The organism is Cerasibacillus sp. JNUCC 74 (genome assembly GCF_053667775.1).
On sequence record NZ_CM132207.1, the window covers coordinates 103248 to 126594 of the forward strand.

A 23347-nucleotide genomic window follows, 5' to 3' on the forward strand; every position below is an offset into this window, starting at 1 on the left:
CATGTAAGTTGCCATAAGACTCCCACTTCAAGACCTGAATTGATACAAAGGGTCAAAGTGGGAGAAAATGGCACCTAAATGCCCGATTGGTTCAACTAACATTCCGTGTAGAAAGCATTCCACGGAATGAAGTTTCACTTTATCGTATAAGAAAAACGATAGATTTCGCCATAAAGACTCGGCGGCAAGCCAAGTTTTTCTAAAAATCTATGCTATAATGAGTGGATAAACGTGTGAATTAAAGGAAAGTTCAACATGAATAGTAATGAAACGAAACACCTCGTTAAAGGGGCATTAATACTAACGATAGCTGGAATCATAAGTAAACTACTAAGCGCTGGTTATCGAATACCACTACAAAATTTAACCGGAGACATTGGTTTTTATGTCTATCAACAAGTCTACCCTATTTTAGGGATTGGTTTTATGTTAGCATTATATGGGTTTCCGTCTGCGATATCCAAAATGGTTGTAGATAGGAAATCCCAGTATCAAGAGCTATCCTTATTTAGTTTCTATCTGCCTGTTTTATTTATCCTCTTTTTGATAAGTGGGGGGCTATTTGTTTTTTTATTTGTGAATGCTCCATATATTGCAGGCTGGATTGGAGATAGCCTTTTGATAGAGACATATCGATTTACTGCTTTTGCTTTTTTGCTTATTCCAGTTATTGCTTTATTGCGTGGCGTCTTTCAGGGAAATTATATGATGAAACCGACCGCTTTTTCGCAACTGGCTGAGCAAACGATACGTGTAGCTGTGATTATCGCAACTGCAATAGCAATTGCAGAAAGCGGGAAATACATTTATGAAATTGGAAAATGGTCTGTAATAGCCTCTATTTTGGGGCAAATTGCCGCAATTTGTGTTCTTATCCTATTTTTTTTCCGAAGCCGACCAATTGGTAGCAAGAAGGAAAAAATCCCTTGGAACTATTATGTGTCTACAATTTTTATGTTTGGCGTCATCGCCACCTTGAATCATATGGTGCTGCTTATTCTGCAGTTTGCTGACACATTTACCCTCTTTCCAAGTCTGTTAAAAGGTGGATATTCAAAAGTAACAGCAATGGAGGCGAAAGGCGTGTTTGATCGCGGACAACCGCTAATTCAATTGGGAACCGTGTTTGGTTCATCACTAGCATTAGCACTAATACCATCCATTTCCAAAAAAAAGCTATCAGCTGATCCTCATACATTTTACCCATACATACGCGGAGCTATGGTGTTTAGTGTGTACTTAGCAGCAGGTGCTACTATTGGACTGATACTAATCTTACCAGAAGTAAATCTGGCTTTATTTCAGGATCAACAAGGAACAAGCGAGTTGCAAGTGCTTGTATGTTCTATTGTTTTAAGTTCTGTTGCTATTACCGCTTCGTCTATTTTGCAGGGGTTAGGTCATATAAAGCGGGTTGCCTTGTTTATATTAATTGCTTTTTTTGTAAAATGGATTGCTAATCAAGTACTTGTTCCTTCTTTCGGTTTAATGGGAAGTTCGGTTGCTACAGTTTTAGCGGTATTTTTATTTTGTGTCGTGGCATTAACAGAGTTACGCAGAAAGTTACCGCTTTTAAAACTATTAAGGGCGATACGCTGGCAAGCGTTTTTATTATCGGCTATTATCATGATTATTTATTTATATATCGTTCAGTGGTTATTCCTTTCATTCTTTGACGACTCTAGGCTTGGTTTATTTTTGTTTGTTAGTCTGCTTTCTATCACAGGTGCGCTCGTATATGGATATAGCTTAATAAAACTACGGGGATTCACAGAGGAGCAATTACAAATGCTTCCATTTCCTATCCATTTGATGAAGCTAAAAAACAGGAGAGATGAGCATGTTTAAGGTTGAAATAGTCGGATTAGGTGCAGGTGATTTAGATCAATTACCTTTAGGAGTTTATAAAAAATTAGTATCTGCAAACAAAACAGTCTATACGCGTACGATTGATCATCCAGTGGTGGTTGCTTTACAAAAAGAGGGTACTACTTTTCATTCATTTGATTATTTGTATGAAGAAGAGCAACAATTTCCCCGCGTATATGAGCGGATCGTCGAGGTTATTCGAGAGAAAGCGATGAAGGATGATGTCATCTATACCGTGCCCGGACATCCTATGCTTGCCGAAAAAACAGTACAATTATTATTAGAGCAAATAGGGATGAACGTCGTAATAGTTGGCGGAAGTAGCTATTTAGATGATATCTTTACAGCGTTGAAAATTGACCCGATTGAGGGTTTTCAGTTTGTTGATGCTACTTCTTTTAATCGAAGCGAATTAAATTTTAAGAACCACCTCGTTTTTTCCCAAGTTTATGATCAGTTTGTTGCATCAGAGGTAAAATTAACCTTACTAGAGGACTTGCCGGCAGATTATCTGATTACGGTTGTGGAAGCTGTGGGAAGCAAAGCTCAGTCGATAAAGCAAATACCATTAGAAATGTTAGATCGTACGGTGGAAGTTAGTAATTTAACAAGTGTTTACGTCCCTCCTGCACCAGACGACGTATTACATCATACATTTTGGCAACTGCGCAAAGTTATTCAAAAGCTTCGTGGACCTGGAGGATGTCCTTGGGATCAGGCCCAGACGCATGAAAGCTTGCGGGAATTTGCGATTGAAGAGGTATATGAATTAATTGACGCCATTAATACGCAAGATGATGACGGAATCGTTGAAGAATTAGGAGATGTACTCTTACAAGTGATGCTCCACAGTCAAATTGGAGAGGATAATGGATACTTTAATATCGATGATGTCATTCGCGGTATTACAGATAAAATGATTCATCGTCATCCTCATGTTTTTAAAGATACTGCTGTGAATAGTATTGCTGAAGTAAAAAGCAACTGGGATCAACTGAAACAAGCCGAAAAAGGTCATGCACGCGCTTCTATGATAGATGGGGTAGCAAAGCATTCACCTTCGTTAATAAGAGCATATCAATTACAAAAGAAAGCAGCAAAAGCAGGTTTTGATTGGGATAAAGTATATGGTGTATGGAATAAGCTGGAGGAAGAGATAGCTGAGTTTAAAACTGCTATTTCAGTTGAATCCATGAATGAACAGGAAATGGAGTTCGGTGATATTTTATTTGTGCTTGCTAATTTATCAAGGCATTATAACATAAACCCTGAGGTAGCATTAAACAGAGCGAATGAAAAGTTTATATCACGTTTTACTTATATTGAAGAGATGCTTATAAAGCGTGGCAGTTCGATTCATGACGCCACATTTGCTCAAATGAGTGAATTGTGGGAAAGAGCAAAAGAAGGGGAGAATTAACATGCGATTAGATAAATTTTTAAAAGTATCCCGATTAATCAAAAGGCGAACACTAGCAAAGGAAATAGCAGATCAAGGGAGAATAACTATAAATGGGAAACCAGCAAAAGCTTCATCTACATTAACTATAGGTGATGAGGTCGTTATTCAGTTTGGACAGAAGCTCGTCACGATTCAAGTAAATGAATTACGAGAAACGATTAAAAAAGATGAAGCAGCCTCACTGTATACCGTAATAAAAGAAGAAAAATTAAATCGCTAGAATTTGTTCTACTCTTGTCCCTCCTATCATAAAGTAATATTGATAAGGAGGGCTTTTTAATGAATTATTACGAGAACAAAGAAAATATAACGCGTTCGACAATAGACCATAATGTGAAGATTAATAATCGTAAAAACTTAGAGATAAGCGGTGTGAAAGAAGTAGATAGTTTCGATAACGAAGAATTTTTGTTGGAAACAGTAATGGGTTATTTAATTGTTCGCGGACAAAACCTTCAATTAAAGAATCTGGATGTGAATGAAGGATCTGTTGTCATCAAAGGGAAAATTTATGAGCTTTCTTATATAGATGAACAGCAGGAGAAAGCTAAAGGATTCTTTAGCAAGTTATTTAAATGAGTTTAAGTACGCAGTTTATTACGATGCTAACGATGATCTCAAGTGGTTTTTATATTGGTGTTATTCACGATACATTTCGCCGCTTTACTCCTTATTGGAAAAACAGGCGAATCATGACATATGTTATGGAGATTGGATTCTGGTTAACCCAAACGTTATTGTTATTTTATATTTTGTTTTTAGTCAATGGTGGGGAGATTAGACTGTATATAATACTTGCCTGCTTATTAGGGTTTTCCACTTATCAGGCCGTTGCGGCAACTAGTTATAAAAAGCTATTGGAGCATATTATTCGAATGGTTAGTGCAGTGTACCGTTTCTTTGTTAAAGTCGTACAAGCTGTGATTATTTCCCCAATAAAAGGTGTTATTTTCATTCTTTATAAAATCATCATGTGGCTTATTAAGCTTATACTTAAGCTTATTTTATTTGTTATCATCGTTATTATTACACCGATAAAATGGCTTCTTTTATTCATCTTTCGCTTACTTCCTAAAAAAGTTCAAGGATTTATATTAAAATTAGCAGGAATTTATAGTACAATGAAGAATAAGTGTATAAAGATATGGAAGTATGTGAGCTTGAAGAGGAGGTAAAACGTTGGCCCGAGAAAAACGAACAGTAACAGAATTAGATTCGAATTACATGCAGCAATATAATGCTCATGTAAAAAGGCAGAAGCGAAAAAAACAACGTTTAATTCGGCGTCTTGTGTTGTTTTCTATCATAGCACTAATTGCTTTTGGTAGTATGACGACATACCATATGAAACAGCGTGCTCTTCATGCAGAAAAAAAAGAAGAATATGAAAGATTGCAACAGGAAATAGTAGATTTAAAAAATGAAGAGGTCAGCTTACAAGAAGAAGCAGAACGATTGAAAGACGAAGAATATGTATTAGAAATAGCCAGAACGAATTATTTCTTCTCTAAAGAAGGCGAATTGATCTTTAAACTACCGGATGAGGAACCCGCTTATTGACACACTTTCACTTGCTTGGCTATAATATAGTAGTAAGCTGATGATATGTCATTAGTGATTAAATATTAGTTTCCTAAAAATCTTAAGGAGGAGCATTTTTTTTATGTCAATTGAAGTAGGCAGCAAGCTGCAAGGTAAGGTAACTGGTATCACTAATTTCGGAGCCTTTGTAGAAATCGAGCAAGGAAAAACAGGACTTGTTCACATTAGTGAGGTTGCCGACAACTATGTCAAAGACATTAACGATCACCTTTCTGTCGGTGATGAGGTGAAGGTCAAGGTCATTAATGTTGAAAAGGACGGGAAAATTGGCTTATCTATCAAAAAAGCAATAGATAAACCAAAACGTCAACGAGATAGCCGTGAACGGATGGAATCTTTTGAAGCAAAAATGAATCGCTTTTTAAAGGATTCAGAAGACCGTCTTGCCTCTTTAAAGAAGCACACGGAATCCAAACGTGGGGGTCGAGGTGCTAAAAGAGGATAGCAGTTGCTGTCTATAAAAAACGGATAATAATGCTCTAGTTATAAATTGTGTTTTTGCAGTTAGCATCTAGTTGTCAAAATAGCGAACCTTTGTTGTAATAAAGGCGAACAACAAGCAGGGATTACCAATATGGCGTAATCCCTGCTTTTGTTCTTGTTTAGAAACGATATCCGTTTGTACATAGGTCATTATCAAATTTAATATAACCAGATTTTCTCAAAGATCCAGAATAGACAACAAAAACTCCCTGTAATGTAACAGGGAGTTTCTTTGATTTATATGATAGCGGCGGAGGGGATCGAACCCCCGACCTCACGGGTATGAACCGTACGCTCTCGCCAGCTGAGCTACACCGCCAAATAAGCCAACATGAAATATAATACAATAGGAAGTTCCGTCTGTCAACAATTATTTAGTAGTTATTACAAATGAGTCATGAATAGAAAACTTCTCATGGGATGGATGTTGAATCTAACAATAAAAAAACAAAGTAGCTAATTATGTAAGGATCTCGTTTCCCAAGTAATAATTAATTATACCGTCAAAACTCGAATTATGCCTTATTATTTGTTTGGCAAAAAAAGAATAGATAGGAATATGCAGTATTCGGCAAAAAATGTAGCTTTTTTCTTGGGGAATTAAATAGAAGAAAACTTTTACATATGTCTAAGAAAACAAAATCCATTTTTAACATGGTGAATATTGTTTGAAAGTAGCTTCGTTGTTTGGCATCAGCGCTCACAGCTAGCAAACTTTACCTTTTCTAAAGTCAACATTGGCTCGAACCTAACCCGTCAGGTGATTTCCGGTTGTTTGTCATGAACCGAGCGTTTCTAGCTTTTGTTTCACTATAGGAAAGTATAAAACTTTAGGCTTTACCCCGCATGTAAGAGCCGTAATCTCCCACTTCAAGTCCTGAATTGATACAAAAGGGTCAAAGTGGTGAAAACGGCACCTAAATGCCCGATTGGTTCAAGGGCCTTTAGGTCATACCCTTGTGGTACTAACATTCCGTGTAAAAAGCATTCCACGGAATGAAGTTTCACTTTATCGTATAAGAAAAACGATAGCTTTCGTCATAAAGACTTGGCGGCAAGCCAAGTTTTTCTAAATGAAGAAGAATGATTTGGATAAACGGTTAATAAAGTGGTATTTTACTAAACTCATAAAATAAGTTCAGTCTAAACAAACGCGCGTTCGTGTTGAAAACTGTTTAAGGCATAAAAAGACGTCGAACGAATTTTTAATCATGCTCCGTTGTTTTGACAAAAATAGTTGGCATATTGTGATTTAATGATATGCACAAGAGGGAGTGGTAGTTATGATGGATTCAATTTCAAGAGTGGAACCTAAAGCATTCGGAGCGCGGCGAACCAATCAAATGGACAAGCTTCGAAGCCGGCTATATGCAAAGCTAAAACATATTTTGCTAGAGCGGAGCTGGCTATTTTATGTTATTGGTTTTTTGTTGGGACGAGCAGTTATATTATCAGTTGTTTCTCCTTTTGCGGTAGCTTTTTTAGCAACAGTATGGTTTGTTCATAAGGAAAAGACAGTTAGAACTATTGTTGCCATTATGCTTGGTGCCTTAAGCTATTCTGTTACCCACGGTATCTTCATTGCTTTAGGACTACTTGTCTTTGTTTTTTTAGCGGGATTATTTAAGCAGGCAAAACGTCAGCAGCTACTAATACCGTTATTTGTCTTCTTAGCTACTGCAGGAACGCGTATTTTTCAATATTCCATTGAACGCCAGTTAGCAGCTTATGAATGGTTGCTTATTTTAGTAGAAGGAGTGTTAGGAACAGTTCTTGTTTTAATATTTATGCAAAGCTTGCCTTTATTATCACCTAAAAGGTATAATCCGGTGTTAAAAAATGAAGAAATCGTCTGTATGATTATTTTGATCGCTTCCATTTTAACTGGAACAATAGGATGGCAGCTTTACGGTGCAGCAATTGAGCAAGTTTTTTCTCGTTATTTTGTTTTAATTCTTGCCTATGTCGGTGGAGCTGCCATTGGTTCAACGGTAGGTGTAGTTGCCGGACTAATCTTGTCACTTGCAAATGTTGCGAATTTATATCAAATGAGCTTACTAGCGTTTTCTGGTCTTTTAGGCGGATTATTAAAAGAAGGGAAAAAACCAGGTGTAGCTGTTGGACTATTTGTTGGAACCTTTTTAATTGGAATTTATGGAAATGCGACAGAGCTTGTTCCGTCTATTATGGAATCTTCCATTGCTATTGTACTGTTTTTGCTTACACCGGCAAACTGGTTTAAAAACTTGTCCCGGTTTATTCCGGGAACAGATGAATATACGAATGAACAGGAACGATATTTACAAAAAATCCGTAATGTTACCGCTAAACGAGTAGAACAATTTTCTGATGTGTTTCAAGCATTATCGAATAGCTTTGCCACTGCTGATGGACAAGATGAAAGTGAACAGGAGGCACAACGGGAGACTGATTATTTTTTAAGTCAAGTAACCGAAAAAACATGTCAGAACTGTTTTAAGAAAGAAAGATGCTGGCAAAAGGAGTTTGATAAAACGTATACATTAATGGAAATGCTGAAGGATGGTATACAAGAAGAAGGGGAACCACCAAGAAAGGAATTACGAGAATTTGAAAACTTTTGTGTAAAGCCACAAAAAGTCATTGATGTGATGAAGGAGGAGACTTCCTATTTTGAAGCAAATCAAAAGCTAAAACAACAAGTATTAGAAAGTAAGAAGTTGGTGGCAGAGCAATTACAAGGTGTATCAGAGGTGATGGAGGATTTTGCTAAAGAGATTCTAAAGGAACGAGAACATCATGAGCAACAGGAACTACAAATTGTTCACACGTTAAAACAGATAGGATTAGAATTAGAAAAATTGGAAATTTATAGTTTGGATAAAGGGAATATTGATATTGAAATGACATTAACTTTTTATAGTTACCATGGAGAAGGGGCTAAGTTAATTGCACCAATATTATCTGACATTTTAAAAGAAGTAGTTGTTGTGAAGCAGGAGGAAATTGCGCCGTTTCCAAATGGTTATAGCTATCTCGCATTTGGTTCAGCGAGGGAGTTTGTTGTTGAAACAGGGGCGGCTAATGCTGCTAAGGGAGGTGGGCTTATTTCTGGAGATAGTTATACGACCATTGAGTTGGGAGCTGGTAAATTCGCCATGGCGATTAGTGATGGTATGGGAAATGGGGCACGTGCTCAAGAAGAAAGTGTAGAGACACTGCGGTTGTTACAGCAAATTTTACAAACGGGAATACCTGAAAAGGTAGCAATCAAATCCATTAATTCAATTTTATCTTTACGGTCAACGGACGAAATATTTGCAACATTGGATTTAGCAGTAATAGATTTGCATGACGCATCTGTACAGTTTTTAAAAATTGGTTCAACACCGAGCTTTATTAAACGAGGAAATGAATTGATTAAAATAGAAGCAAGTAATTTACCAATTGGGATTATTCAGGAGTTTGATGTAGATATTGTCAGTGAACAGTTGCTACCAAATGATATATTAATCATGATGAGTGACGGCATATTTGAGGGGCCAAAACATGTTGAAAATACAGATATATGGCTGAAGCGAAAAATTCGTGAAATGCGAACGAACGATCCACAAGAGATTGCGGATTTAATTTTAGAAGAGGTGGTTCGTACAAGATCTGGAGAGATTGAAGATGATATGACGGTGGTTGTTGCTAAAATCAAAAAAAATATTCCTAAATGGTCATCGATTCCAATTCATACTGCGTAATATTTTATTTGTTTTACGAATAGCTAATAAAATTCTACTTCTACGTTAACATATATCATACTTTGATATGGAGGTGATTCGTCAGTATATAAAGTAGGCTTTACCATATAACTAAAAAGGAGATCACTGTAAGTTTTGTGTAACTTAAGAAAATTTTTTTCATTGTGGATATTTTTTAAGAGGTGGCTTCGTCTAGCTTAAACGTTCAAGCTGTAGCAAACTTCGAACTTCTTCTTACGATAAGTCAACATCGGCTCGAATCTAAAGGAAGACCAACTAAAAGCGGGCTTACTGCCCAAGCGTCGCATCCCCCTTTTTTGAGGCATGTTCCTTTATCCCGAATATAAGGAGGCGTATTTTTCTGCTATAGAAAAACATAAAATTTTAGGCTTTATCGTATAAGAAAAACGATAGCTTTCGCCATAAAAACTTGCCGAAAAGCCAAGTTTTTCTAATTATTTCATAAATCTGCTTATTATTTTGCAACTTTATGAGAAGAACGCCTCCTAAATCCCCGATTTGTTAAAAGGCTTTTAGGTCATCCCTTTAAGGCACTAATAGACCGTGTAAAAAGCATTCCACGGACTGAAGTTTCATTTTACTCCGTTAGAAGTTCTCCAGTTTGCATGTTGCTACCTGAGCGCTTTAAGCGTTTGCTCCTAACCTGTTACTTTCAGACCATGTATAGATATGGTTAAAAATGGTGATGATGGTACTGAAATAGTTGGGAGGTAGATGGAGTTGAGAAAAGGAACCTTAAGGCAAATTTTACTTATTACAGATGGATGCTCCAATCAAGGTGAAGATCCTGTTGCAACAGCCTCGTTGGCGCATGAGCAAGGAATAACCGTAAATGTAATTGGCATATTAGAAGATGATCAGTTAGAAGAGACGGATAGTTTAAGAGAAGTTGAGGATATTGCCCTGTCAGGCGGAGGTGTGAGTCAGCTTGTTTATAAGCAAGCATTGTCGCAAACGGTTCAATCAGTAACCAAGCAGGCGATGACACAGACAATGCAGGGATTTGTTAATCAAGAGCTTCAACAGATTTTAGGAAAAGGTCAAACGTTAGAAGATGTAGAGCCGGAAAAACGTGGCGAGATTATGGAAGTTGTAGAGGACATGGGAGAAACTTGTGATTTGGAAGTACTTGTTTTAGTAGATACGAGTGCCAGTATGTATGATAAGCTTCCTACGGTTAAAGAAGCGTTAATTGATTTATCGATTAGTTTAAACGCTCGAATTGGTCGCAACCGGTTTGCTATTTGTCGTTTTCCTGCCAAACGAAAAACCATGGAAAAAATTCTGGATTGGTCGCCTGCTTTAGATACGTTATCATCCATTTTTCCGAAGCTGACTAGCGGAGGTGTTACCCCAACCGGACCGGCAATTCGTGAAGCGATGTACCAATTTAGCAAGAAGGGCTTACGAAGGAGCTTTATAAATGAAGACGAACCAGGGCTGGAAGAAGCATAATTATGATGTACGGCCAGGAATTAAGATTCGTGGAAAGTGGCATGGAAAGACATATTTAATAAAAAGCAAGCTTGGGTCTGGTGCAATTGGAGCCGTATATCTTTGTGAAAGTAATGGGAAACATGCGGCTTTAAAAATAAGTGATAACCGTTCATCAATGACAGTTGAAGTTAATGTGTTGCAGTCTTTAGGAAAGGTCCAAGGAAATCGACTTGGACCTTCTTTATTGGATGTGGATGATTGGACATCGCCAACTGGGGCGAAGTATTCTTTTTATGTCATGGAGTACCTGCAAGGAGAATCATTAATTTCGTATATTCAAAGTCGGGGAGAAGCGTGGGTTGGTGTATTTATGATTCAGCTTTTAGATGTTTTAGAAGACTTGCATAAGAGCGGGTGGGTATTTGGTGATTTAAAAACGGAAAATCTCCTTGTCGTATCTTCCCCACCGAAAATTCGCTGGGTAGATGTAGGTGGAATGACGCAAATGGGAAGAGCGATTAAAGAGTATACGGAATTTTTTGATCGAGGATATTGGGGGTTAGGCAGTAGAAAAGCAGAACCAAGCTATGACCTATTTGCATTTGCTATGATTTTTATCCATGTTTATTATCCACAAAGATTTGCAAAAGGTCCACACCCGCAAAAAATGCTATTTCGTAAAATAGATGAAGCAAAAGCATTAATCCCGTATCGCTCTTTATTAAAAAATGCCATAATGGGAAAATATCGTTCGAGCACGCAAATAAAAAAAGAATTAGTACAAATCATTTACACGGCTCAGCGGAAACGTCAGCAACAAAAGACTCAAGGACAATCGGTAAAGCAACCCGCACTGTTACTGGAAGCGGGTGGAATTTCCATTATGGCAGTAAGTTATTATGTAATATCTTTACTTTTTCAGTAAGTAGGATTGTGATAGGATAATACTAAAGGAATTTTTAACAAAACTGAAAAGCAGATGCGCATTATTTAGGAGAGCTGGGTCATCCTTGAACAGAAATTAAAAAGGCTAACATGAAAAATAAGTCGGTGTATTTTAACATAGAAGTTGATGCGACTTGTAAATTTATTGCTTACACGTGGGCACAGCTAGGCAATTTTTCTTCTTCTCGTTTTTTAGGTATCAAATCTAAAGCAAAACCGGTAAGCGAAAACTCCCTTTTTGACAATTAGGAAAATATAAAACTAGGCTTTACCCCGCATGTAAGAGCCGTAATCTCCCACTTCAAGTCCTGAATTGATACAAAAGGGTCAAAGTGGTGAAAACGGCACCTAAATGCCCGATTGGTTCAAGGGCCTTTAGGTCATACCCTTGTGGTACTAACATTCCGTGTAAAAAGCATTCCACGGAATGAAGTTTCACTTTATCGTATAAGAAAAACAAAAGCTTTTCGTCATAAAGACTTGGCAACAGGCCAAGATTTTCTAAGATTGTTATATTTTATGCTCCTTTATGGAAAAGTTAAAAGTGTTTGAAATATGTTAACTGACCCAGTTCTTTTAAAAAAACATAGAAGTCTACATATTTCAAATTGTTGTTAGATTGGTTTAGTGGAGATGGAAAGATGAAAACAATAGTGAAGGATTTCATATTGAAACATAACTTGTTTACAAAAGACGCAACCATTTTAGTTGGCGTTTCTGGTGGACCAGATTCAATGGCTCTTCTGCATTATTTACATTTGCTCAAGGATGAATGGAACTTTCGCGTTGTTGCCATAACTGTTGATCATCAGCTGCGGGGAGAGGAATCATTGGGAGATTTGCGCTATGTGGAAAATGTTTGCAAACAGTGGAAAGTAGAATTTATCGGTAAATCTGTTGATGTGCCTAGTTGGAAAAAAGAAAAGAAACAGGGAACTCAAGTTGCTGCACGAACCTTGCGCTATGCTATTTTTGAACAACAAATGAAACAGCTGGGTGCCAATTATCTAGCCTTGGGACATCATGGCGATGATCAAGCAGAAACGATGTTGATGCGACTCACTCGCTCTGCCGATTCACAAGCTTTGGTAGGAATTCCCGTAAAACGAGCGTTTGCAGGAGGTTCAATTGTACGACCGTTTCTTTGCGTAACAAAGGAGGATATTTGGAATTATTGTAAAGCCCATAATATTACTCCGAGAATTGATCCTTCAAATGAGGAAACAACCTATACTAGAAATTATGTGCGACATCATATTCTTCCCTTACTAAAAGAAAAAAATAGTAACTTACATACTACCATTCAGCATCTTAGTGAAACATTAGCCATAGATCAGGCGTATATAACAGAAGAAGCAGAAAACATGGTACATTCAATAGTCCAGTTTGATCAAGAAAAACAGGAATTATCTTTTGAAATTGATCAATTTAAAACGTATGCATTTGCTTTACAAAGACGAGCCTATCATCTAATATTAAACTATCTGTATATTGACTTACCAAAAGATTTATCGTATGTCCATGAAGAGCAATTTTTTGCATTATTACATCGACAAACTGGAAATGCACAAATTGATTTCCCTGCTGGCTTAAAAGTAGAAAAATCCTATAATCAGTTAAGGTGCCACTTCTGTGATGATCTTCATTGTTCATCGTCATTCCATAAGCATATAAAAATTCCAGGAAAGACCGTTTTACCTGATGGTTCAGCTATTATAGCTAAATATGTAGATGCTTTCTCAGAAGAGACAAAGGACAGCTTCTGCTTTGATGCCAGCCAGGTCGCACTTCCATTACATATAAGGACCCGAAAACATGGAGATAAAATGCATTTAAAAGGGTTGAACGGAAGCAAGAAGGTAAAGGATATTTTTATTGATGCCAAAGTGCCTCGTAGAAAGCGAGCAATTTGGCCGATTATAACCGACGATCATGGGGAAATATTATGGTTGGTTGGATTACGAAAAGCGTCACTTGCCAAACGATCCACCAGCACCTCACAAATACAACTATATTATGAAAAATGCAACATGTAGGAGGAGCAGATTATATGCATAATGATATTAAAGAAGTGTTAATATCAGAAGAGGAGATTGCAAACAAATGTAAAGAATTAGGAGCTCAGCTAACGAAGGAGTATGAGGGGAAGTTCCCACTGGCTATTGGAGTATTAAAAGGTGCTATGCCCTTCATGTCTGATGTATTACGTTATACAGAAACTTATTTAGAAATGGACTTTATGGATGTGTCCAGCTATGGCAAGGAAATGCGCTCCTCAGGAGAGGTGAAGATCGTTAAAGACCTTGATACTAAAGTAGAAGGTCGGGATTTATTAATTATTGAGGATATTATCGATAGTGGGTTAACATTGCGTTATTTAGTTGATTTATTTAAGTATCGAAAAGCAAATTCCATCAAAATAGTTACACTACTTGATAAGCCATCAGGAAGAACAGCCGATATTAAAGCGGATCTTATTGGCTTTGAAGTGCCAAATGAGTTTGTCGTGGGCTATGGTTTGGATTATCAGGAAAAGTACAGAAACCTTCCATATATTGGCGTTTTAAAGCCTGAAGTGTATGGTGGAGCATAGGTCAAATATAACAGTCAAATAATTAACACTAAATTTTTTTAAGTAAATGAAGTTATTAAGGTAAATTAGTTGTATTGCAACTTTTTTATATGGTACGATTTAATATAGTTTTTCCCCGCTTGGGAGGAGGTAAGTAATGAACCGGATATTTCGGAACGCGTTCTTTTGGATACTGATTTTCTTTGTAATTATCGCGGTTATTTCAGTATTCACTGGGCCGAATGAAGAAGCAAAACAATATAATGTTAAGCAATTTATGGATGCTTTAAATAATGGCGAAATTAAAGAAATGACGATGCAGCCTGCTAATGGCATTATTCGTTATAAAGGAACTTTAAATGATGATGAAAAGCCTTTTATTGCACAAGTTCCTGATAATACAGAGATTATTGCTTCGATTACGAAGCAAGCAAATGAACAAAGTGTACTTAAGGTAGAAGAAGAAGAACAGCCTAGTATGTGGGTAACGCTTTTAACAACGATGATTCCTTTCCTGATTATCGGACTCTTTTTCTTGTTTATCCTTAGTCAAGCCCAAGGTGGCGGCGGCGGCGGCCGTGTGATGAACTTCGGTAAGAGTAAGGCGAAGATGTATACCGAGGATAAAAAGAAAGTACGCTTTAAAGATGTTGCTGGTGCAGATGAAGAGAAGCAAGAACTAGTAGAAGTGGTTGACTTTCTAAAAGATCCACGTAAATTTGCTTCACTCGGTGCGCGAATTCCAAAAGGAGTGTTGCTTGTTGGACCTCCTGGAACTGGTAAAACGTTATTAGCGCGTGCTGTAGCCGGCGAGGCAGGAACACCATTTTTCTCTATCAGTGGTTCTGATTTTGTGGAGATGTTCGTTGGTGTTGGTGCATCCCGTGTACGCGATTTATTTGAAAATGCAAAAAAGAACGCACCTTGTATTATTTTTATAGATGAGATTGATGCAGTTGGTAGACAACGTGGAGCTGGTCTTGGTGGCGGTCATGATGAACGGGAACAAACATTAAACCAGTTGCTAGTGGAAATGGATGGTTTTGGTGCAAATGAAGGTATTATCGTCATTGCAGCAACGAACCGTGCAGATATTTTAGACCCGGCGTTATTGCGTCCAGGACGTTTTGATCGTCAAATTATGGTGGACCGACCAGATGTAAAAGGACGCCAAGAAGTGTTAAAAGTACATGCTAGGAATAAACCATTAGCTGACGATGTAGATTTAAAAACAATTGCTATGCGAACACCTGGATTTTCGGGTGCAGATTTAGAAAACTTACTAAATGAAGCTGCATTAGTAGCGGCAAGAAGAGATGCTACTAAAATTGAAATGTTAGATATTGATGAGGCAATTGACCGTGTTATCGCTGGACCTGCAAAGAAAAGCAGAGTTATTTCTGAAAAAGAGCGTAATATTGTCGCCCATCATGAAAGTGGTCACACCGTTATTGGTATGGTTTTAGATGATGCCGACATGGTGCATAAAGTTACGATCGTTCCTCGTGGCCAGGCCGGTGGTTATGCTGTCATGCTTCCTAGAGAAGATCGTTATTTCATGACCAAACCTGAATTGTTTGATAAGATAACAGGGCTATTAGGCGGTCGTGTAGCTGAGGAAATTATGTTTGGTGAAGTAAGTACAGGTGCACATAATGACTTTCAACGTGCAACAGCCATTGCTCGAAAAATGATTACAGAGTATGGCATGAGTGATAAAATTGGACCATTACAATTTACTAGTGGTAGCGGACAAGTCTTTCTTGGTCGTGATCTCAGCAATGAACAAACCTATAGTGAAGCGATTGCTCGAGAGATTGATAAAGAAATGCAAAACTTTATTAATTATTGTTATGATCGAGCTAAGAAAATCCTTACTGAGCATAAGGATAAGCTTGAGTTAATTGCGCAAACTTTACTAGAAGTAGAAACGCTTGATGCTAAGCAGCTTAAGTCGCTTTTTGAAGATGGAGTATTACCTCCAGAAGACGACGATAAGGTAAAGGTGAATATTCAATCTAAAGAAGATGAACCGGAATCTTATGAAGAAGCAAAAGAAAAAGCTAGCAAAAAGTTAAACGAACAAACAACAGAGCAGCCTTCTAAAGATAGTAATGTATCTACTTCATTTGATGAAATAAAAACGTCTCCAACATCTCATGAAATCAGAACGGATAATAAACCGACAGCAGAAGATGAAGAGGAGAAATAAAAAGGAATGGAGCCCCCCCACCTTAATGAGATGAGCAAGGTGGGGGTGTTTTTTATTTCGTATGTAACTGCCCTTCCTGCTACGAGGTGAAACTCAGGAGGATAAGTGGAGGATCCAATCGCAAGTAAAATGTTCGACTCTGTTCAGAGGCTGTTAAATCATTCCCTTGCGGTACAAATAATGGGGATAAAAGAAAACCCCGTTGTTTGTTATGATCCCCTTATAGTGCGGCGGGAAAAAGAAAGTACATTATTCTTCTACAAGGTGCACCGAAATCGGGCTGACTAACAGCTAACTTATGATCCCTAGTTTCTCGAATTGATTGCTTAAGAGATCGTATCAAACATGTTTACTCAGTTGTCATGCTTTTAACTGTGTTTATAAATATGGTATATTAAAAGCCAAGTAAAATTAATAGTGCAAAAAATAAGTGTTATTTAAAATGCGTGTTTCAAACAGGATTAAAAAAACAGAGTTCGGTAAGATCGCAGCGTCTTCGATGTGCCGTGTCGCTGTTTTTCTTGACGTTAAGAAAACTAGCGATGTGTCGTTGTCAAAGCTTCTCTTGTTCTTGGAAAAGAAGAACACTTTTTCTTCGTGCGATGTTTGTCGCTCAAGCCAATCGGGTATTTAGTTGCCCGTTATCACATCACTTCGTCTTTTTAATTTCAAACCATAAAAGCAGTAGAGATGATGGGGCCTTATATATTTTATTAAAATTCCACTAGCGTCGACTTAACTTCGCGTTGAAATTTTGTACATGCTAATATTTAAAGAAATTATATATGGATTATTTAGACAAAACGTTAAACATTCTCTTAAAAGAAAGGTAAGGATCTTTATGTTATTTGTATTAGATGTTGGAAATACGAATACGGTCCTGGGTGTTTTTGCTGATGATAAATTAATTCATCAATGGCGAATAAAAACGGACCGTCATAAGACAGAAGATGAATTTGGCATGCTAATTAAGTCATTATTTGCACATAAAGGTGTTGCTTTTTCAGAAATTACAGCAGTAATTATTTCTTCCGTAGTACCTCCTATTATGTATGCTTTAGAAAAGATGTGTAAAAACTATTTTCAAATAGAGCCATTGATCATTGGCAAGGAAGCAGTAGATTCCTTTTTAAAAATGCGTTATCCAAACCCAAAAGAAATTGGAGCGGACCGGATTGTGAATGCAGTTGGAGCGATTGAGGAGTATGGTGCCCCGCTTATTATCATTGATTTTGGGACGGCGACGACCTATTGCTACATTAGTGAACAAAAAGAATATTACGGCGGAGTCATTGCCCCAGGAATGCAGATAGCGATGGAAGCCTTGTATCAATATGCTTCTAAATTACCGAAAATAGAAATTCAAGTTCCACCGAGTGTCATTGGCTCATCTACTGTAGAGGCAATGCAGGCAGGTGCTCTATATGGTTATGTAGAGCAAGTTGACGGGATTGTGCGTCGTATAGAGAAAGAAATGGGTGTTAAGACAACTGTTGTAGCAACAGGGGGACTATCGCCATTAATTGCTGATGAATCAAAAATGATAGATATTGTAGATCCTTATTTAACTTTAAAGGGATTACGGTATATTTATAACAAAAACAAACCAGAATAGCTTTTTCCTGGCAGAAGGGAGAACAAGTCATGAAAGATTTTATAATAAAAGCAACTGCTTATGATGACAAGGTACGTGCGTATGCTGCGCTCTCCACCCATACTGTGGAAGAGGCGAGAAGGCGACATGACACATGGGCAACGGCTTCAGCTGCGCTAGGCAGAACACTTACGATTACAGCGATGATGGGAGCAATGCTAAAAGGGGAAGACACAATTACAACGAAAGTAATCGGGAATGGTCCAATTGGAGCAATTATTGCAGATGCGAATGCAAACGGGCAAGTTCGCGGTTATGTAACGAATCCTCATGTTGATTTTGAACTAAATTCTCAAGGGAAGTTGGATGTGGCTAGGGCTGTCGGTACGGAAGGGAATATTAGTGTCATTAAGGATTTAGGATTAAGAGACTTCTTTACTGGGGAAGTTCCGATTATTTCCGGGGAAATTAGCGAAGACTTTACTTATTATTTTTCGAATTCTGAACAAATCCCTTCAGCTGTTGGCGCAGGCGTATTAGTAAACCCTGATCATAGCATTTTAGCCGCTGGAGGGTTTATTGTCCAACTGATGCCAGGCGCAAGTGAAGAGGTAGTCGAACAGTTAGAAGAACAAATACAAGCTTTCCCAGCCATTTCCGCATTAATTCGTGAAGGAAATACACCTGAGCAAATATTACAGCGCCTATTTGGTGACCAGGAGATGAAGCTACTTGAGTCTATCCCGTTGGAATTCCGTTGTCGATGCTCAAAAGAACGGGTAGAGCGAGCTATTATTGGATTAGGAGAAGCTGAAATTCAAAATATGATCGATGAAGATCACGGAGCAGAGGCTAGCTGTCATTTTTGTAACCAGACTTACCATTTTACAGAAGAAGAGTTAATTAATTTAAAAGAACAAGCAAAATAATCATTAAAAATTGGAAAAAATCGCAGACGTTACTGCGATTTTTAGCTTTTCTAACAACTAAAATGTAAACAAGTAAAAAATTTAAATGTAAGTAGAAGCCAGGCGCAAGTTATCCCTGCAGAAGATCCCCCCTTCAAGAGCGATAGAAAAGAAGAAGCCTATGAAAGATAACGGGAACTAAATCCCTATTATTCAAGGGGAAAGTACCTTGAATGAAGTTTTACATATCGTCAGAAGTTCTCCAGTTTGTACGTCACCACCTTCGCTTGCACTTTTGTTCTACTCCTATCAATAGGGATGAAAGAAAACCTCTACGGAACGAAGTATCACTTTAATATGCCAATCTTACTTTTGATGTAAACAAACATTCAAGTGAACAGAAACCCTCATTTTTGTGTTGCATTAGGCAGAAAGGAATATTATGTTAAATTTAGCTTATATAAGTTTCATGTAAATGGCGTGTAAAGTTTGGACATACTGCTAAAGAAAGATGTTATAACTCTTTCTTATACTATAGGAAAGTATAAAATTTTAGGGTTTATCCCGCATGTAAGGTGCCGTAGGACTTCCACTATAAGATCCTGAGTTAGTACAAAAGGGTCAAAGTGGAAGAAAACGGCACCTAAATGCCCGATTCGTTCAACTAACATTCCGTGTAAAAAGCATTCCACGGAATGAAGTTTCACTTTATCGTATAAGAAAAACTACAGCTTTCGCTAAAGACTTGGCGACAAGCCAGGTTTTTCTAAAACCTTTGAATGTACATGCGTATAAGTGAACGTTCAAAAAGAGGATAAATAGGCTTGAAGTCTCACATTATTATGTAAGCCTAGGATTAGCTTAGTTGCTGTGCTTGTATAGCTTCTTAAGGCTAATTGTACCTAAGTACAGGAGGATCAGGAAATGTCAAAAAAACTATTACTTGGAATCATTATTATTCTTTTAATTACGAATATTGGTATGATATTAGTTTGGAGTAGTAACGGGCAAGTAGATGTAAAAAATGATGGAGTAAAACGGAAATTTAGCAATAAGGAAGTGGTGGCAACTGTAAATGGAGAAGACATCATCTTTCAAAAATGGCACGAAGCTTTAAAGAATACGTATGGAGAAGAAAAGCTGAAGGCAATGATTGATCGCATTCTTGTTCAGCAGTTAGCAGAAAAGAAAAGGATCAAGATTAGTGATAAGGTGATAGAACGAGAAATTTCACTCCTGCTTGCAATGCAAGGGGTGTTATCAAGGTCTGAATATAAAGAATTAGAAGCGGATTGGGAAAATGATATACGTTATCGCTATCAACTGCAAATGTTACTAACGGAAGATATACCTGTTTCCGAAGCTAAAATCAAAGAGTATTATGCAAGATATGGGAAACACTACAACTTCACATCTTCCATGCAGCTTTCACATATTGTAGTAAAGGATAAGAAAACAGCGGAGAAAATTTATGAGGAGTTAGAGTCAGGGGCGTCGTATAGCTTATTAGCACAAGAATATTCACTGGATGAAGAAACGAAATCGGAAGGTGGATATTTAGGGTTTATTTCAACAGAAAGCCAATTTTTTCCTAAAGGCTATGAGGAAATTGCTGCTGAGATGAATGAACATTCTTATAGTAAACCATTTGAAGCAGATAATGGGATAGCTATTTTATATTTACATCGTAAGCTTCCTTCGATTACGTTTACCTATGAGGAAATAAAACCGTATATCAAAAGCGAATTAGCACTAAATGAAAAAAATCAGTCATTAGATGCTGATTCACTTTGGGAAAAGCAAGATATTGAGTGGATTTACGAAAAATCTGAATAGGATAGTTGACAAGATCAAAATAAACTCGTAAATTTATAATAAATCAGATAAAAAAAGTAGGAATTGGGAGGCCTTGAGATGAAAGTTGCAAATTCGATAGCCGAGCTTATTGGAGAAACGCCAATTGTCAGGTTAAATAATATAGTTGATGAAAATAGTGCTGATATTTATGTGAAATTAGAATTTATGAATCCGGGAAGTTCAGTAAAAGATCGAATTGCTTTAGCAATGGTAGAAGCTGCTGAGAAGGAAGGCTTACTTAATGAAGGAGATACCATTATTGAACCAACAAGTGGGAATACTGGAATAGGCTTAGCGATGGTAGCTGCTGCCAAAGGATATAAAGCAATCTTAGTGATGCCGGATACGATGAGTCAGGAACGCCGTAATCTATTACGTGCTTATGGTGCTAAGTTAGTATTAACGCCTGGTGCTGAAGGAATGAAGGGGGCAATAAATAAAGCAGAAGAGCTACAAAAAGAACATGGATATTTTATGCCGCAGCAATTTAATAATGAGGCAAATCCCGAAGTTCATGAAAAAACGACAGGAAAAGAAATCATTTCCCAAATGTCTGAAGGATTAGATGCCTTTATTGCTGGTATCGGTACAGGAGGTACGATTACAGGAGCGGGTAGAGTGCTAAAAGAGCATTTTAAAGATATTAAAATATATGCTGTCGAACCAGCAACATCTGCTGTACTCTCTGGAGAAAAACCAGGTCCACACAAAATTCAGGGGATAGGTGCAGGTTTTGTACCGAAAATATTGGATACACATATATACGATAAAGTATTACAAATTGAAAACGAAGAGGCTTTTGAAACGGCCAGAGAAATTGCTACGACCAATGGAATATTAGGCGGTATTTCTGCAGGTGCAGCTGTAGCCGCTGCGAAAAAAATTGCTAAAGAACTAGGTAAAGGCAAGAAAGTATTAGCTATATTCCCAGATAATGGGGAACGTTATTTATCTACTCCACTTTATCATTTTGGGGAAAACGAATAAGTTATAGGCTTTTATGCGTAACCAGTATCGGAACAACGGTACTGGTTTTTATGCTAGTCTAGGAATTTATATCCGTTTCTATATGGTGGAGGTAGATAATTGGTTTGAAAAGTAGCTTTGTCTAGCTCAAATAATGGAGCTCAAGCAACTCTTCGCTCTTCTTCTATGATAAAGTTAACATCGGCTCGAATCTAAAGGAAGGCCGACTAAAAGCGGACTTGTCGCCCAATGTCGGCATCCCCCTGTTACAGGGGGATGTTTCCTTTATCTCGAATGTAAGGAGCCGTATCTTTCTCATTTGAAAAAATCCGCTTACCTTTTCCGATCTTTATGAGATAACGGCTCCTAAATTCCCGAATCGCTCGGATCGACAGACAAGGAAAGCTTCTTGAATAAGCATTGCACGCAGAAAATGCGTTCTTCTTTTTAAGGAAATGGAAGGCTACGACAGCGACACATCGTGGTTTTTCAAGGAGAAAAGCGCTCCTTGAATGAAGTTTCACTTTACCCTGCATGTAACTAGCGGTAGACCTCCCCTTTCATGCTACGAGGTGAAACTTAGGAGGATAAGTGGAGGATCTAACTGCAAGTCAAATATCCGTTTCGGTGGTCTAACAATCAGTTGGGGGTGATAGAATATTCACTTTGTTTCGTCAGCAGTTCTCCAGTTTGTACATCGCTAACCTATCTTAAGCGTTTGTTCATTTATAATCATTTCTAAAGATATGTTAGGGCTGAAAGATAATCTGTTATGCTGCTTTGTGTAAATAAAGTAAAGGTCGCTTACAAAAAATTTCTATGTTACCATAAGAAAGAATAAAGATGAAAGAAGGACTGGTGGAAGATGCGGTTAACAACTAAAAAGAAAACCTATGATTTAACCGATCGCACACATATTATGGGAATTCTAAATGTAACTCCTGACTCTTTTTCTGATGGTGGCCACTATAATACAATTGAAAAAGCGGTAGAACAGGCCATGAAATTAGAGAAAGATGGAGCAGACATTATTGATATTGGTGGTGAATCGACCCGACCAAATCATCAGCCTGTTTCTCAGGAAGAGGAACTAGCGAGAGTGATTCCCGTGATTGAAGCTATTAAGGATAAAGTTACGATTCCAATATCGATCGATACGTATAAAGCTAAAACAGCTCAAGCTGCTTTGGAGGCAGGAGCAGACATTATTAACGATGTATGGGGAGCAAAGCGTGAGCCGGAAATAGTAGAGGTTGCAAGGGATTATCAAGCACCAATTATTTTAATGCATAACCGGAGAGATAGGAATTATAAAAATTTAATAGCCGATATGCTGTCCGATTTAAAAGCAAGTATTGAGATTGCATTGAGCGCAGGTGTTTCATATGAAAACATCCTCATTGATCCCGGTATTGGCTTTGCCAAAGCGATGGAGGATAATTTAGTTGTGATGAATCGGTTAGAAGAATTTCAGCAGCTAGGATACCCATTACTTTTAGGTACGTCAAGAAAACGGTTCATTGGACATATTTTAGATGTACCGGCTGAACAGAGAGATATAGGAACAGGAGCTACGACTTGCATGGGAATTATGAAAGGTGCACAAATTGTTCGGGTTCATGATGTAAAGACAAATGTTCAGCTAGCTAAAATGATGGATGCTATGTTGCATGTGGAAAGAAGGTAATTTA

General features: G+C 37.7%; 18 protein-coding genes and 1 tRNA gene. 18 read left to right on the forward strand and 1 reads right to left on the reverse strand.

Annotated features, from left to right (window positions below):
- The first annotated feature begins 255 nt into the window (after positions 1–255).
- From JNUCC74_RS00455 to JNUCC74_RS00485, 7 genes are all read left to right on the forward strand, one after another.
- Positions 256–1848 carry a putative polysaccharide biosynthesis protein gene (locus JNUCC74_RS00455; protein ID WP_454066524.1) on the forward strand — a complete coding sequence of 531 codons (1593 nt, stop codon included), beginning with the start codon at positions 256–258 and terminating at the stop codon, positions 1846–1848.
- Entirely contained in the window at positions 1841–3289 is a 1449-nt protein-coding gene (gene yabN, locus JNUCC74_RS00460; protein ID WP_454066525.1) for a bifunctional methyltransferase/pyrophosphohydrolase YabN, read from the forward strand. Before JNUCC74_RS00455 ends, yabN begins: the two co-directional genes overlap by 8 nt.
- Position 3290: 1 nt before the next feature.
- The gene (locus JNUCC74_RS00465; RefSeq protein ID WP_454066526.1) at positions 3291–3551 is read left to right on the forward strand and encodes an RNA-binding S4 domain-containing protein; all 261 of its coding nucleotides are present in this window, start codon (positions 3291–3293) and stop codon (positions 3549–3551) included.
- 59 nt (positions 3552–3610) lie between these two features.
- Complete coding sequence (gene yabP, locus JNUCC74_RS00470) at positions 3611–3910, forward strand: sporulation protein YabP (protein WP_077317490.1); 300 nt, start codon at positions 3611–3613, stop codon at positions 3908–3910.
- The gene (yabQ, locus tag JNUCC74_RS00475) at positions 3907–4506 is read left to right on the forward strand and encodes a spore cortex biosynthesis protein YabQ (RefSeq protein WP_454066527.1); all 600 of its coding nucleotides are present in this window, start codon (positions 3907–3909) and stop codon (positions 4504–4506) included. Before yabP ends, yabQ begins: the two co-directional genes overlap by 4 nt.
- A gap of 4 nt (positions 4507–4510) precedes the next feature.
- A complete protein-coding gene (locus tag JNUCC74_RS00480; protein WP_077317488.1) occupies positions 4511–4891 on the forward strand; it encodes an FtsB family cell division protein in 381 nt (126 codons plus the stop codon).
- Positions 4892–4994: 103 nt separating this feature from the next.
- Positions 4995–5378, forward strand: coding sequence for a S1 domain-containing RNA-binding protein (locus JNUCC74_RS00485; RefSeq protein WP_077317487.1), 384 nt, complete (start codon positions 4995–4997; stop codon positions 5376–5378).
- Between the two features lie 283 nt (positions 5379–5661).
- On the opposite strand, the gene JNUCC74_RS00490 is transcribed toward JNUCC74_RS00485, so the two are convergent.
- Positions 5662–5735: transfer RNA gene (locus JNUCC74_RS00490), tRNA-Met, on the reverse strand.
- Positions 5736–6699: 964 nt separating this feature from the next.
- Here JNUCC74_RS00490 and spoIIE point away from each other — a divergent pair.
- The 11 genes from spoIIE (at position 6700) to folP (ending at position 23343) form a co-directional block, all read left to right on the forward strand.
- Entirely contained in the window at positions 6700–9144 is a 2445-nt protein-coding gene (gene spoIIE, locus JNUCC74_RS00495; protein WP_454066528.1) for a stage II sporulation protein E, read from the forward strand.
- A 741-nt stretch (positions 9145–9885) separates the two neighbouring features.
- Positions 9886–10620: a VWA domain-containing protein gene (locus JNUCC74_RS00500; protein ID WP_454066529.1), complete on the forward strand. Its 735-nt coding sequence runs from the start codon at positions 9886–9888 to the stop codon at positions 10618–10620.
- Positions 10589–11527 (forward strand): protein kinase domain-containing protein, encoded by a 939-nt coding sequence (locus JNUCC74_RS00505; protein WP_454066530.1) that lies wholly within the window; start codon positions 10589–10591, stop codon positions 11525–11527. The genes JNUCC74_RS00500 and JNUCC74_RS00505 overlap by 32 nt, the downstream gene beginning before the upstream one ends.
- A 661-nt stretch (positions 11528–12188) precedes the next feature.
- Positions 12189–13583: a tRNA lysidine(34) synthetase TilS gene (tilS, locus tag JNUCC74_RS00510; RefSeq protein ID WP_454066531.1), complete on the forward strand. Its 1395-nt coding sequence runs from the start codon at positions 12189–12191 to the stop codon at positions 13581–13583.
- Between the two features lie 14 nt (positions 13584–13597).
- The gene (hpt, locus tag JNUCC74_RS00515) at positions 13598–14140 is read left to right on the forward strand and encodes a hypoxanthine phosphoribosyltransferase (protein WP_454066532.1); all 543 of its coding nucleotides are present in this window, start codon (positions 13598–13600) and stop codon (positions 14138–14140) included.
- A 136-nt stretch (positions 14141–14276) separates the two neighbouring features.
- Positions 14277–16331, forward strand: a complete 2055-nt coding sequence (gene ftsH / locus JNUCC74_RS00520) for an ATP-dependent zinc metalloprotease FtsH (protein WP_077317481.1) — start codon at positions 14277–14279, stop codon at positions 16329–16331.
- A gap of 841 nt (positions 16332–17172) precedes the next feature.
- Positions 17173–17946, forward strand: a complete 774-nt coding sequence (locus tag JNUCC74_RS00525) for a type III pantothenate kinase (RefSeq protein ID WP_454066533.1) — start codon at positions 17173–17175, stop codon at positions 17944–17946.
- Between the two features lie 29 nt (positions 17947–17975).
- On the forward strand, positions 17976–18854 hold the full coding sequence (gene hslO / locus JNUCC74_RS00530; RefSeq protein WP_454066534.1) for an Hsp33 family molecular chaperone HslO: 879 nt from the start codon (positions 17976–17978) through the stop codon (positions 18852–18854).
- 903 nt (positions 18855–19757) lie between these two features.
- Complete coding sequence (locus JNUCC74_RS00535; RefSeq protein WP_454066535.1) at positions 19758–20669, forward strand: foldase protein PrsA; 912 nt, start codon at positions 19758–19760, stop codon at positions 20667–20669.
- 78 nt (positions 20670–20747) lie between these two features.
- Positions 20748–21677 (forward strand): cysteine synthase A, encoded by a 930-nt coding sequence (gene cysK / locus JNUCC74_RS00540; protein WP_077317477.1) that lies wholly within the window; start codon positions 20748–20750, stop codon positions 21675–21677.
- An 844-nt stretch (positions 21678–22521) separates the two neighbouring features.
- Positions 22522–23343 carry a dihydropteroate synthase gene (gene folP, locus JNUCC74_RS00545; protein WP_454066536.1) on the forward strand — a complete coding sequence of 274 codons (822 nt, stop codon included), beginning with the start codon at positions 22522–22524 and terminating at the stop codon, positions 23341–23343.
- The last annotated feature ends 4 nt before the right edge of the window (positions 23344–23347 follow it).